Here is a 13,216-nt window from a genome sequence, read left to right as displayed (position 1 = left end):
GCGACGCGTCACGCGCGCTTCGCATACACGTTGCACCAGCCGTCCGCGGCGACCAGCTTGCCGCCGAACATCGGACACGTGCCGGCGGCGTCCGCCGCTTCGCCCTTGTAGAAGCGGCAGTTGACGCAGCGCTGGCCGGCCTGGTATTTCGGGAACTGCGCGGCGTCGACGCTGGACGCACGCGCGCGATAGCCGAGCGTCTTCGCGGCGGCATCGTTCTCGTCGACGAGCGGCGGTGCCGCGAGTGCCGTGCGTGAGGTGGCGAGCGTCGCGCACAGGCCGATGGTATGGATGATGAAGGTTCTGCGGGAGGTCGGGTACGTCACGGTCGTTTCCTGGTGAAGATGAAATCGTGGGGAAGGGCGCGGCCCGCATCGCGTGGCGGAGCCGCTTGCCCGGTGTTACTGGCTCGCGTCCTTGTGCGCGGCGGGACCGGCGACGAGCGGCGCGGTCGATGCGTGGGCGGTATCGGCCGTCAGCTTGCTCTTGCCGGCGACGTAGCCGTTCGACGCGAGCAGGAAGGCCATCAGGTCCGCGTAGTCTTCGTCCTTCAGCTTGCCGGGCTGGTCCGCCGGCATGTTGGTCGCCATGTAGCCGAACACGCCGCCGATCGTCAGGTGCGAATGCGACAGCGGCGCGAACGACGGGCCGCTCAGCGCGGGCGCGGTGTTGCCTTCGAGGTCGGCGCCGTGGCACTTCGCGCAGGCGTTGCCGTAGATTTCCTTGCCGTGTGCGACCTGGACGGCGTCGAACGTCGGCGCGGCGTCGCCGGTGCTTGCGGCGACGCGGATGAAGCCGCCTGCGGGCACGTTGCGCGCGGGCAGCAGGCTACCGGGCGCGCGGCCTGCGCTCGCCGTCGCGCCGTCGAGGAAACGCGACGGCGTGCGCGACTCGTGCGCTTCGAGCGCGCTGCCGGGCAGTGCCCACTTGCGGGTCAGCGCGGCGAGCCGACCGTTGTCCTTCATCTGCGTGAGTGCCGCGTCGATCCGCTGCTGCAACGCGGCCGAGCGCGGCGCGAACGCGAACGTGAGCTGCCACTCCGCATACGGCGACGAGGTTGCGCCGATGCGGAACGCCTGTTTCGGATGCGCGGCCTGGTACGCGACGACCGCCGGATACCAGACGATCGCGCGATGCGCGCGGCCGCGGGCGAGCGCGTCGATCGTTTGCTCGGACGTGTTCTCGAGATCGAAGCGCGCGTTCTTCTGCTGAACCGCGATCAGTTGCGCGGGGCTCGCGTAGGTGGCCGCGACGATTTCCCGGCCGGTCGCCGGCGTGCCGGCGTCGCGGCGCGTGACGCTCACGTAGCCCGAGCGCAGGTAGCCCTGCGAGAACAGCAGCTTCGTGTCGGATGCGTCGGCGATGGCCGAGCGCGGGAAGCCGGCGAGCACGTCGCAATCGCGTTCGAGGATGCCGGCGAGTTCGTGCGCGGATACGCCGTCGTCGTCGCTGCCGCCCGCGTCGTGTGCGGAAAAGCTGGCGACGATGCCGGCCGTGCGGAACACCTCGCGGGCGACGGCCTTGTCGAGCGCGGCCGTCGGCGTGCCGGGCAGCGAGCAGACGCGTACCGCCGTCGCGGCCGTGGACGGCACCGGGGTCAGCGCCGTGCCTGCCGCGAGCGCACAGGCCACGGCGAGGCGGGAAAGTCGGAGGTTCATGATCGTACGCTCGGTTGAAAAGGAGAAGGGAGGCGGCACCCGCGCCGGCGGCGCGGGTGCGATGCGGTTGAACGGACGTCGATCAGCCGCGGTCGAGGGCGAACACGTACAGCGTGCCGCCGCGCGGCACGTCGTCCGCCGCCTTGGCCATCGGGCCGCCCCAGATCGGGTTGGCGCCGCCGTAGCCGGCGAGCACTGCTACGTACTCCTTGCCGTCGACTTCGAAGACGGACGGCTGCGCGATGATCCCGCTCGCGAGCTTCGGGCTCTCCCACAGCACCTTGCCGGTCGACACGTCGAACGCGTACAAGTGGCCGTCGAGCGAGCCGCTGAACGCGAGGCCGCTCGCGGTCGTCGCGACGCCGCCGTTCCACGGCAGCTTGCTCCAGTGGCTCCACACCTTCTTGCCGGTGTTCACGTCGATCGCCTGGAGTTCGCCGTAGCCTTCGCTGCCCGGCTCCGGCTTGATCTCGAAGCCTTCGCCGAGATACGGCAGCCCTTCCATGTAGTTGACCGACTTGCCCGACAGGCTCATGCATGCATGCAGCGCCGGGACGATCGCGAGATGGCGCACGGGGTCGTACGACATCGACCACCAGTTCTTGCCGCCGAGGAAGCTCGGGCACGTGTCGATCGTCGTGCCGACCTTCGGATACTTCGCGGGATCCTGGATCGGCGCGCCGTCTTCCGTGTAGCCGGTGACCGACGTGGCCTTCACGAACGGCTCCGCATAGATCAGCTTGCCGGTGTCGCGGTCGATCGCATGGAAGTAGCCGTTGCGGTCGGCATGGACGATCGCGTCGTGTTCCTTGCCCTTGTACTTGATCGTCGCGAGCACCGGCGTGTTGACGCCGTCGTAGTCCCAGGTGTCGTGCTTCGTGTACTGGTAGTGCCACTTGAGGTCGCCGTTCTTCGGATCCAGCGCGAGCAGCGAATCGGAGTACAGGTTGTCGCCCGGCCGCAGGTCCGCGAGCCACGGCCCCGGGTTGCCGACGCCCCAGTACAGCGTGCGCGTCGCCGCGTCGTAGGTGCCGGTCAGCCAGGCCGGCGCGCCGCCGTGCGCCTGCATGCCGTCGGGCCAGGTATCGGCGTGCTTCTCGCCCTGGCCGGGGATCGTGAAGCGCTTCCACAGCAGCGTGCCGTCGTTCGGGCTGAGTGCCGCGATGAAGCCGCGCGCGCCGTATTCGCCGCCCGAGCTGCCGACCACGATCGCGCCGTCGAGCGCGAGCGGGGCGAGCGAGAACGCGTAGCCGAGCCCCGGTTCGAACATCTGCTTCTTCCACACGAGCGCGCCGGTCTGCGCGTCGAGCGCGGCCACCTCGCCGCTCAGCATCGCGACGTAGACGTTCTTGCCGTACAGCGCGACGCCGCGGTTCACGACGTCGCAGCAGGCCGTCTTGAACGATTCCGCGCCGAGCTTCGGTTCGTATTTCCACAGCTGCGCGCCGGTGGCCGCGTCGAACGCGTACACGTTGTCCTTCGGCGTGGTCACGAACAGGTAGCGGCCGTTGACGATCGGCGTGGCCTCGAAACCCTGTTTCAGCTCGGCCGGAAACTTGTAGCTCCACGCCTGCGTGAGCTGCTTCACGTTCGACGCGTCGATCTGCTTGAGCGGCGAATGCGCCTGGCCGCTGTACGTGCGGTAGTAGGTGAGCCAGCCCGGATCGCGTTGTGCATCCGTGAGCCGCTGGTACGTGACGGCCGGATAATCCGCGGCAGCGTCCACCAGGCCGGGATTCAAGGCGATCGCGGCAGCCGCCGCGATGCCGATCGTTGCCAGTCGGCTCGTCGAAGCCGAGAGTTTTTTCATGGTTGTCTCCTGAGTCATTGTGGTCGCACCGCGGCCAACACATGGCCGGGCCGGCAGGGTGGGGATCCGGGTCCAGTGCGCAGCCAGTCACGCAAATCGCATGCCACTGCGGCGCGCGCCTTGCCGCGCAAGGCGCAGCGGCCGATTGCGCGCGTTGCGGCGACGCGGGCGGCGCGGCGCGGGTGATCCGCGGGTGTTGCGTTCGGGGACAGCCGCGGGCCGAGTGTTGCGAAACATGACAACGCCGTGAGCGGACGGGAGCCGCGTGCATGCGATACGTGGCGCACGGCCAATCGCGGCCGTCGTGCGCGAGTGCATGCCTGAATGGATGACGGTGCGGCGCAGGGACGGCGATCGTCGTCGACTGTGTGAGTCGATGGCGCGCCGTTACCCGGTGCGACGCACGCATGCAACGGACCGCGCGCCCGCGGCGGCGCGCTCGATCCGAACGACGATCGCGCATACGACTGCGCGAGCGCCGTACCGTTGATCCAAATTGACACAGGTGCAACAGCGGTGGCACGAACTGCAACAGGACGGCGGTTGCATATCGACGCGTGGCGGCTTCGACCGGCGCCGGTCGGGCGATGCGGGCATCGGCATGCTTCTTGCCGTTCGAACCGGCAACGATTCCGCGCAGCGAGAAACCACCATGCCCGTCCCGATGCCGTTCGATGCCAATCGCAGGTCCGACCGCCGCCGCGTGGTTGCGCTCGCATACGGCATCGCGCCCGTCGGCGCGGATGCGGCGACGATCGCGATGTCGCAGGCCGTGCGCGCACGCGAACCGCTGCACACGGTCGCGCTGGCGGTATTCGCCGTCCATGCGGCCATCGCGGTCGCGCTGTGGCATGCATGGGTGCCAGCTGCCCGCCCGACGCTAGCCCGTGCGCTCGCCGTCGAAGTGGACGCGAGCGAATCCGCGCGGCTAGCCGAACCGGGCGAGCAGCGCCGTACGGATCGCGCAACACCGGTTCCTCCCGAGCACGGGCCTTCGCATGCGCGCCGCGAAACGGTCATGCCTCGGGAGATTCGGCCGAACCCGACGGTGCCGCGTCGGCTCGATCGCACAAGTCCTTCGCGCCAGCCCCCGGCCGCAACCGCCGTGGCGCGGCCGGACGGCGAATTGCAGCGAGCCGGGGCGGTACCGGAACCGGCGTCGCCGGCCGCCGCACACGCATCGGCCGATACCGCGACGGTGCCTGCGCACGCGGCGCCCGCCGCACCATCGGCAACCGCGCCCGAACCCGTCACCGCACCGCGGTTCGCGGCTGCGTACCTGCGCAATCCCGCGCCCGACTATCCGGACGTCGCGCAGCGGCGCGGCTGGGAAGGCACCGCGTTCCTGAACGTGCATGTGCTCGCAAGCGGCCGGCCCGACCAGGTCCTGCTGTCGGCGAGCAGCGGACACGACGCGCTCGACGAGGCGGCCGTCGCGGCGGTCACGGACTGGCGCTTCGTGCCGGCGAAACGCGGCACGGAATCAATCGACGGCTGGGTCAGGGTGCCGGTCGTGTTCAAACTCGGAAACTAGGGAGTCCTTCATGCCTGACTACATCCACTACGCGGTTGTCAGTGCGTTTGCGCTTCTTGCGGTACTGTCGGCGCTCACCTGGACGCTGATCGTCGTCAAGGCGCTGCTGCATGCGCGCGTCGCGCTCGGCAACCGCCGCTTTGCCGCGGGCTGCGGCAAAGCGGCACTGTCGATGCCGACGGACGACGAGGCGGCCGCCAGCTCCAACGCGCGCCTGCAGCGCGCCGTGTGCGCCGCATTGCGCGATCTCGACGCACCCGAGCCGCACGCCCCGGCCACATTGGTTGCGTGGGACCGCCGCGACCTGCTCGAACGCACGCTCGCGCGCGCGATCCGGCGCGAACGGCGGCCGCTCGAGCGCGGGCTCACGGTGCTCGCGTCGATTGCGAACGTCGCGCCGTTCGTCGGGCTGTTCGGCACCGTGTTCGGCATCGTCCACACGTTGCAGTCGATGACGGCGTCGGCCACGAACGGCATCGATGCGATCGCGGGGCCGATCGGCCAGGCGCTGGTCGCGACCGGGATCGGGATCGGCGTCGCGATTCCGGCGGTGCTGGCGTACAACCTGTTCCTGCGGCAGCTCAAGACCGTGACGGCCGGGCTCGACGAGTTCGGGCAGGACCTGATCGCGCTGGCCGAACAGCGCCGCTTCCGGATCGACGCGCCGCTGCATGCCGCGCTGCCGGCGGCAAGCAATGCGGGCGTGCGCCGGGCGGCCGTATGAGGACGGACGAGCGCGAAGCCGACGCGGGCGAACCGCTCGGCGAGATCAACGTGGCGCCGCTCGTGGACGTCGTCCTCGTGTTGCTGGTGATCTTCATGATCGCGGCGCCGCTGATGACGCATGCGATCCGCGTCGACCTGCCGAAGGCAGCCGCGCCCGCGCGCGACCCGCGTGCGTCGACCGTCACCGTGACCGTCGACGCGCACGGCGCGGTCCGGATCGACGGCACGCCGGCCGCGCCGGCCGAGGTCGAAGCCGTGCTGGCACGCCGCGTCGCGCACGACCCGCAGACGAGCGTGAGCCTGCACGCGGACCGCAACGAGCCGTTCGGCACCGTGGCCGGCGTCATCGCGTCGATCGGACGCGCGCGTGTCGCGCATGTCGCGATCGCGACGGCGGAGGGCGCTGCCGGGCCGGCGCCATGAAGCGAACGAGGGCGGCGGAGATGGCCGCCGACCCATCGATACGGACAACGATATAACGACGCGACGACAAGAAAAGAGGAGACGTGGAGATGAAGGAAACCGATGGGGCGAAGCGCCGCTTCGCCGCACGGCGCGCGGGCGTGACGCTGTGCTTCGGCGGCATGCTCGGCGGCTGGCTCGCGCCCGCGTCGGCGCAGGTCGAACCGGCCGGCAACGCCGATGCGCCGACGCTCGCGCCGATCGTCGTCGTCGGCACGACGCCGCTGCTCGGGATCGGCACGCCGCTCTCGCGCGTGCCGGCCAACGTGCAGACGATTCGCGGCGAGGACCTCGCGCGCCAGCACGACAGCGTGCTGACCGACTACTTCGAGAAGAACGTCTCGAGCGTCGACATCAACGAGGCACAAGGCAATCCGTACCAGACGGACGTGAACTACCGCGGCTTCACCGCGTCGCCGGTCGTCGGCACGCCGCAGGGGCTGTCGGTGTTCGTCGACGGCGTGCGTGTCAACGAGCCGTTCGGCGACGTCGTGAACTGGGACCTGATCCCGCAGGCGGCGATCGACACGATGCAGCTGATCCCCGGTTCGAATCCGACCTACGGCCTCAACACGCTCGGCGGCGCGCTCGCGATCACGACGAAGAACGGTAGGACGAGCCCGGGCGGCGCCGCACAGGTATCGATCGGATCGTGGGGACGCAAGACCGCGCAGATCGAGCAGGGCGGACGCGTCGGCAGCCACCTCGACTATTACGTGACGGGCAACGTCGTGAACGACAACGGCTGGGCCGATCACAACGCGAGCCGCGTGCGGCAGGGCTTCGGCAAGCTGCGCTACACGGACGCCGATACGACGCTGTCGATCTCGGCCGGCGGCGCGGACAACGCGCTGCAAGGCTCGCAGACGATTCCGCGCACGTTTCTCGACAATCGCGCGCAGGCGTACACCTATCCCGACCTGAACCGCAACAGCGCCGCGTACGTCACCGTGGCGGGCGACCATTCGTTCAGCGACCACGTGCAGTTGAGCGGCAACGTCTATTACCGGCACTATCGCAACACCAACATCAGCAGCAACGTGAACGACGATTTCGGCAGCGTCGACGGCAGCGGCGCCGCCGACACCGTGCAGGCGACCAACGCCCGCTCGGTGATCGCGACCGACAGCTACGGCGCGAACCTGCAGCTGACGCTGCTCGGCAAGCTCGCCGGCATGGACAACCAGTTCGTGGCGGGCGCATCCGCCGATCTCGCGAACTCGGGGTTCGAGCAATCGTCGCAGGATGCGATGTTCACGGCGACGCGCGCGACGGTCGGCATCGGCGACTTCACGCAGACGACGCGCGCGAAGACGCGCAACGCGAACTACGGCGTCTACTTCGACGACACGCTCGCGCTGACGCGGCAATGGTCGCTGACGCTGGCCGGGCGCTACAACGTGTCGCGCGCGGCGATCGAGGACGTGAGCGGCCTGCAGCCGCTGCTCACCGCGCGCCATACGTTCGCGCGGTTCAATCCGGCCGTCGGCGTCACGTGGAATCCGGTGCCGGGCTTCACCGCGTATGCGACGTACAACGAAGGAATGCGCTCGCCGACCGCGATCGAGCTCGCGTGCGCCGATCCGGCCGCACCGTGCTCGTTGCCGAACGACTTTCTCGCCGATCCGGCACTGAAGCCCGTGATCGCGAAGACGATCGAGCTGGGCGCGCGCGGCCGGGCAGGCCAGGAGACGACGTGGAGCGCGGCCGTCTACCGCACGACGCTCGACGACGACATCCAGTTCATCAGCAGCAACGGCGGCGCGAGCACGCTCGGTTATTTCCAGAACGTCGGCAAGACGCGCCGGCAAGGCTTCGAACTCGCGGGCCATACGCGGCTCGGGCCGCTCGGCATCGGCGTCAGCTACAGCTATGTCGACGCCAGCTACCGCTCGACGTGGACCGAAAGCAGCGCGAGCAATTCGAGCGCCGACGCGCGCGGCAACATCGTCGTCCGCTCCGGCGACCGCATTCCCGGGATTCCGTCGAGCACCGTGAAGCTGCGGCTCGACTATGCGGCGACGCCGACGTGGACCGTCGGCACCCGCATCACCTATCGCAGCGGCGTGTTCGCGCGCGGCGACGAGAACAACCAGGACGTGAACGGCAAGGTGCCCGGCTATGTCCTCATCGACCTCGATACGACCTGGCAGGTCACGAAGCAGCTGCAGCTGTTCGCGTCGGTCACCAACCTGCTCGACAAGCGCTATGCGAGCTTCGGGATGCTCGGCCGGAACTTCTTCAACGGTCCGAACCATTCGTTCGACGGGCTCAATGCCGTCAACGAACAGTTCGTCGGGCCGGGCGCGCCGCGCGGCGCATGGGTCGGCGCGCGCTATGCGTGGGACTGAACGGGCGGCTCGGCGTGTTGCGGTGTGGCTGCCGCCGTGACGTCGAGCATCTTGCGTACCGCGCGGGCGACGCCACGCGCGAGCGCAGCATCGCTCGCGAGATGCCCGGCCGGCACGCGCTCGACGATGGCGGCCGGCACCGCGCGCGCGAGTCGATCGATGTTGTCGACCGGGCACACGCGGTCGCGCGTGCCGTGCACCGCATGTATCGGCACGCCGGCTTGCGCGGCCTGCCGGGCGAGCGCCAGCAAGCGGCGTTCGCCGAGCCAGCAATGGCGTTGCAGGTAGTGCGCCTGGATCCGGTACTTGTCGACCAGCCGGTCGATCGCGGCCTGCGTCGGCCGCGCGCCGCGCGCCGGCCGCCCGGTCAGGATCGCGTCTTCATACGCGTTCCATGCGAGCGCGACCGCGCGCTGCCGTGCCGCGCCGGCGCCCGGCTGGAGACGCCGCGCGCAGCAGGCGATCAGGCGATCGGCGCGCGCGGTGCCGGCGGCGGCCGTCAGGCGCTGCCAGGCCCGCGGCGCGTGTGCGCGTGCACCGACGAACAGGCCGCGCACTTCGCGCGACGACGTGAGGAACAACCCGCGCAGCACGACGCCGGTGACGCGCGACGGATGCCGTCCCGCGTAGGCGAGCGCGAGCGCCGCGCCCCACGACCCGCCGACGACACTCCAGCGTGCGATGCCGAGCCGCGCGCGCAGCGCGTCGAGATCGCCGATCAGTCGCATCGTGTCGTTGTGACGCAGGCCGCCGCGCGGCGTCGATGCACCCGCGCCGCGCTGGTCGACCAGCACGACGCGTGTGCGCGTCAGGTCGAACAGGCGCAGCACGGCCGGCCGGCTGCCGCTGCCGGGCCCGCCGTGCAGCACGACGACCGGCGCGCCGCGCGGGTTGCCGGCTTCGGTCCACGCGATCGTGCATGCATCGCGGGACAGGCGGCGCACGGGGAGGGCGGAGCGTTGGCTGCGTGATGGCGACATGTCGGCAGGGTATAGACGGAGAGGGAAAGGCAATCGCGCGATGCGGCCGCGCTCGACCCGTATGAAGCCAGATTCGCGCCGGCGATGAAGATAGGGATTCGTCCGGGTGGCGGCACGCGTGCGTTTCACGTTATCACGTCGACCACGCGCGCGGCACGCCGCATCGACGGCAAGCCAGTGCCGTCATTTCATTTCCCTTTCAATTTCGGTCGGCGCGGCGATGCAACGAAACCAGATCGTGCGCGCATCCCGTCGTGGCCCGATGTTTGCTTGCATCAAGGGCAAAGAGTCCGGCACGACCGGAAGGATCCCCGGAGGAGACAATGCGCGATGACGTTCATCCGACGGCCAACGCACGGGCCACGCATGCGCCCGGCTGGCCGACGCCGACGATCCAGAAGTCCCATGAGCGGTCCGAGACGTTCGGCCTGCAGGCGTCGGCACGTCCCGACTACGACCTGCTGTCCGGCGCCGCGCTGGCGCTCAAGCGCGAGCAGAACCGCGTGCTGTGCGTGCATGCGATGCCCGTGATGGAGACGCTGCACGAGCAGATCGTCAATACGCAGAGCATGATCGTGCTGACCGATGCGGAAGGGCTGATCCTGCATTCGATCGGCGACGACGATTTCCTGCGGCGCGCGGAACGGGTCGCGCTGCGCCCCGGCGCGAACTGGGCCGAGAACCGGCAGGGCACCAACGCGATCGGCACCGCGCTCGCGGAGCTGTGTCCGATGGTCGTGCACGGCGACCAGCACTTCCTGGCCGCGAACCATTTCCTGACCTGCTCGAGCGTGCCGATTCTCGATCCGTACGGCGACGCGATCGGCGTGCTCGACGTGACGGGCGACCACCGCAGCTATCACCAGCACACGATGGCGCTCGCGAAGATGTCGGTGCAGATGATCGAGAACCACCTGTTCACGACGACCTTCCAGGAGACGCTGCAGGTGTCGTTCCACGGCCGCCCGGAATTCCTCGGCACGCTGATGGAAGGGATCGTCGCGTTCACCGCCGACGGCCGCTTCCTGTCGGCGAACCGCAGCGCGCAGTTCCAGCTCGGGATGCCGCTTGCCGCGCTGCGCGCGCATACGCTCGCGTCGCTGTTCGACGTGACGAGCGCGCAACTGATCGACCGGATGCGCGCGAGCACCGAGCCGCACGTGTCGCTGAACCTCGGCAACGGCGCGGTGGTCTGCGCGCGCGTGCAGTTCCGGCGCGCGTTGCGGGCCGAGGGCAGCCGGCCCGCCGAGGTGCACGACGGCGCCGCGCCCGCCGCGCGGCCGCCTGCCGCGCAGGGCGCGGCGAGCCTGTCGCGCCTCAGCTATCTCGACACCGGCGATCCACAGGTCGCGGCGGTGATCGCGAAGATCCGCAAGGTGATCGGCAAGGACATTCCGGTGCTGATCACCGGCGAAACCGGCACCGGCAAGGAACTGCTCGCGCAGGCGATCCACAACGACTCGCCGCGCCGCGACGGGCCGTTCGTCGCCGTCAACTGCGCGTCGATTCCGGAGACGCTGATCGAATCCGAACTGTTCGGCTATGAGGAGGGCGCGTTTACCGGCGCCCGCCGCAAGGGCGCGACCGGCAAGCTGCTGCAGGCCAACGGCGGCACGCTGTTTCTCGACGAAATCGGCGACATGCCGTATCCGCTGCAGGTGCGGCTGCTGCGCGTGCTGCAGGAGCGCATCGTCAATCCGCTCGGCTCGACGAAGGCGATCGGCGTCGACATCGCGATCATCTGCGCGACCCACCGCGACCTGCGCGAGATGATCGCGCAGAACCGCTTCCGCGAGGACCTGTACTACCGGCTCAACGGCCTCGTCGTGCGGCTGCCGCCGCTGCGCGACCGCACGGACCTCGCGGTGGTCGTCCAGAAGATGCTGCAGCGGGAGACGCTGTCGGGGCCCGGCCGCCGGCCATTGAGCGTCGCGCCCGACGTGATGGCGCTGTTCGAGCGTTGCGCGTGGCCGGGCAACTTCCGGCAGCTCGCGAACCTGCTGCGCACCGCGGCCGCGATGGTCGACGACGACTGCGAGATCCGCTGCGAGCATTTGCCGGACGACTTCTTCGACGACGTGCGGCGCGACTGTGGCGCGGCGGCGCAGGGCGCCGCTGCGCCGCCAGCGCTCGCAGCGGAGGCGCCAGCGTTCGCGAACGCGACCACGGCCGGTGATGCGCGGTTGCAGGACGTGGCCGCATCCGCGATCGCGGCCGCGCTCGCGCGTCATGGCGGCAACGTGTCCGCCGCCGCACGCGCGCTCGGCGTGTCGCGCAACACGATCTACCGCAAGATGCCGGCCGCCGGGCCGGATGCGCTGGAGCCGGACGAACCCTGACGGAAGCCGCGACTGTCACACCGGTGTGTCAGGTTGCAACACCCGGTGTTCAAGGATTCAACACTTGCTCACCAGGCCGCGCGCATCGTGAACCGTCGCTCGACGGATTCTGAAATGTTTATGTCGGTCAATCGTAAGGATTCCGGTGCCGTGACCACCCGGCGGTGGCCGCACGCCTTCGCACACCGCTGCGCGACGCAAATCCGGCCCCGGCACGCTCCTTGCTGAATGGGTATCGGCCGCTCGATCGATGCGGTTTGTTCGACTCACCAACTCAACCAGGAGACACATCATGCAGTGGACCACCCCGGCTTATACCGACCTGCGTTTCGGTTTCGAAATCACGATGTACATCGCCAACCGCTGATCGACGCGCGCAGTGCCGCCCGCATCGACGGACACGATGCGGGCGGCACCCGGAGCACACGCAGATGAAGATCAAGATACTCGGCTCGGGCGCCGGCGGCGGGCTGCCGCAATGGAACTGCAACTGCGGCAACTGCCGTCGCGCGCGGGCCGGCACCGACGGCATCGTGCCGCGCACGCAATCGTCGATCGCCGTCAGCGGCGACGGCATCGACTGGGTGCTGGTGAACGCGTCGCCGGACATCCTCGCGCAACTGCGCGCCGCCCCCGACCTGCAGCCCGCCCGCGCGATCCGCGACAGCGCGATCGTCGCCGTCGTGCTGTGCGACGCGCAGATCGATCACGTGACGGGCCTGCTGATGCTGCGAGAGCGCACGTCGCCGCTGCCGCTGTACGCGAGCGCACCGGTGCTCGACGACCTGTCGACCGGGCTGCCGCTCGTGCCGCTGCTCGGCCACTACTGCGGGGTCGACGTCCACCCGATCGCGCCGGGCCAGCCGTTCGCGATCGCGGGCGCCGGCGGCCTTCGCTTCACCGCCGTGCCGGTCGACAGCAAGCCGCCGCCGTATTCGCCGCGCCGCGAGGCGAGCGTGCCGGGCGACAACATCGCACTCCTGATCGAAGATACGGCGACCGGCCGACACGCGTTCTACGCGCCGGGGCTCGCCGACGTCGACGACGGCGCGCGCGCCGCGATGCGCGACGCCGATCTCGTGCTGGTGGACGGCACCTTCTGGACTGGCACCGAGATGATCGACCTCGGCCTGTCGTCGAAGCACGCGGCCGACATGGGGCATCTCGCGCAGTGCGGCGACGCGGCGCGGCCGGGGATGATCGAGCAGTTGGGGCAGTTGCCGGCGCACACGCGCAAGGTCCTCACGCACATCAACAACACGAATCCGATTCTCGACCCCGGTTCCGCGCAGTGCGCGCAGTTGCGCGAGCACGGCATCGAGGTCGCCCACGACGGCATGCAATTCGAGGTCTGAC

11 protein-coding genes are annotated in these 13,216 nt (G+C 69.6%); 7 read left to right on the top strand and 4 right to left on the bottom strand.

From position 1 onward, the window contains the following. Positions 1–8: 8 nt before the first annotated feature. The 3 genes from PL79_RS28525 to PL79_RS28515 form a co-directional block, all read right to left on the bottom strand. Positions 9–326, bottom strand: a complete 318-nt coding sequence (locus PL79_RS28525) for a high-potential iron-sulfur protein (protein WP_044849068.1) — start codon at positions 324–326, stop codon at positions 9–11. Between the two features lie 75 nt (positions 327–401). Further along, positions 402–1,658, bottom strand: coding sequence for a c-type cytochrome (locus PL79_RS28520; protein WP_044849069.1), 1,257 nt, complete (start codon positions 1,656–1,658; stop codon positions 402–404). An 82-nt stretch (positions 1,659–1,740) separates the two neighbouring features. Then, positions 1,741–3,468 carry a methanol/ethanol family PQQ-dependent dehydrogenase gene (locus PL79_RS28515; protein ID WP_044849070.1) on the bottom strand — a complete coding sequence of 576 codons (1,728 nt, stop codon included), beginning with the start codon at positions 3,466–3,468 and terminating at the stop codon, positions 1,741–1,743. 652 nt (positions 3,469–4,120) lie between these two features. Here PL79_RS28515 and PL79_RS36775 point away from each other — a divergent pair. The 4 genes from PL79_RS36775 to PL79_RS28495 all read left to right on the top strand — a co-directional run bounded on the left by PL79_RS36775 (position 4,121) and on the right by PL79_RS28495 (position 8,541). Continuing rightward, the gene (locus PL79_RS36775) at positions 4,121–5,002 is read left to right on the top strand and encodes an energy transducer TonB (protein ID WP_235879349.1); all 882 of its coding nucleotides are present in this window, start codon (positions 4,121–4,123) and stop codon (positions 5,000–5,002) included. Between the two features lie 10 nt (positions 5,003–5,012). After that, the gene (locus PL79_RS28505; protein WP_044849071.1) at positions 5,013–5,726 is read left to right on the top strand and encodes a MotA/TolQ/ExbB proton channel family protein; all 714 of its coding nucleotides are present in this window, start codon (positions 5,013–5,015) and stop codon (positions 5,724–5,726) included. Then, positions 5,723–6,151, top strand: a complete 429-nt coding sequence (locus PL79_RS28500; RefSeq protein WP_044849072.1) for an ExbD/TolR family protein — start codon at positions 5,723–5,725, stop codon at positions 6,149–6,151. Before PL79_RS28505 ends, PL79_RS28500 begins: the two co-directional genes overlap by 4 nt. A gap of 89 nt (positions 6,152–6,240) precedes the next feature. Further along, complete coding sequence (locus tag PL79_RS28495; RefSeq protein WP_044849073.1) at positions 6,241–8,541, top strand: TonB-dependent receptor; 2,301 nt, start codon at positions 6,241–6,243, stop codon at positions 8,539–8,541. Here the strand turns inward: PL79_RS28495 and PL79_RS28490 are convergent. Next, positions 8,526–9,521 (bottom strand): alpha/beta fold hydrolase, encoded by a 996-nt coding sequence (locus PL79_RS28490; RefSeq protein ID WP_044849074.1) that lies wholly within the window; start codon positions 9,519–9,521, stop codon positions 8,526–8,528. The two genes, PL79_RS28495 and PL79_RS28490, sit on opposite strands and share 16 nt — an antisense overlap. 323 nt (positions 9,522–9,844) lie before the next feature. On the opposite strand from PL79_RS28490, the gene PL79_RS28485 reads away from it, so the two are divergent. The 3 genes from PL79_RS28485 (at position 9,845) to pqqB (ending at position 13,215) form a co-directional block, all read left to right on the top strand. Continuing rightward, a complete protein-coding gene (locus PL79_RS28485; RefSeq protein WP_044849075.1) occupies positions 9,845–11,860 on the top strand; it encodes a sigma-54-dependent Fis family transcriptional regulator in 2,016 nt (671 codons plus the stop codon). Positions 11,861–12,152: 292 nt separating this feature from the next. Further along, on the top strand, positions 12,153–12,227 hold the full coding sequence (gene pqqA, locus PL79_RS28480) for a pyrroloquinoline quinone precursor peptide PqqA (RefSeq protein ID WP_006410019.1): 75 nt from the start codon (positions 12,153–12,155) through the stop codon (positions 12,225–12,227). A 64-nt stretch (positions 12,228–12,291) separates the two neighbouring features. Then, entirely contained in the window at positions 12,292–13,215 is a 924-nt protein-coding gene (pqqB, locus tag PL79_RS28475; protein ID WP_044849076.1) for a pyrroloquinoline quinone biosynthesis protein PqqB, read from the top strand. Position 13,216: the final 1 nt, after the last annotated feature.

Source organism: Burkholderia sp. USMB20 (genome assembly GCF_000949135.2).
Lineage (GTDB): Bacteria > Pseudomonadota > Gammaproteobacteria > Burkholderiales > Burkholderiaceae > Burkholderia.
This window is presented reverse-complemented; position numbering and strand designations above follow the sequence as displayed.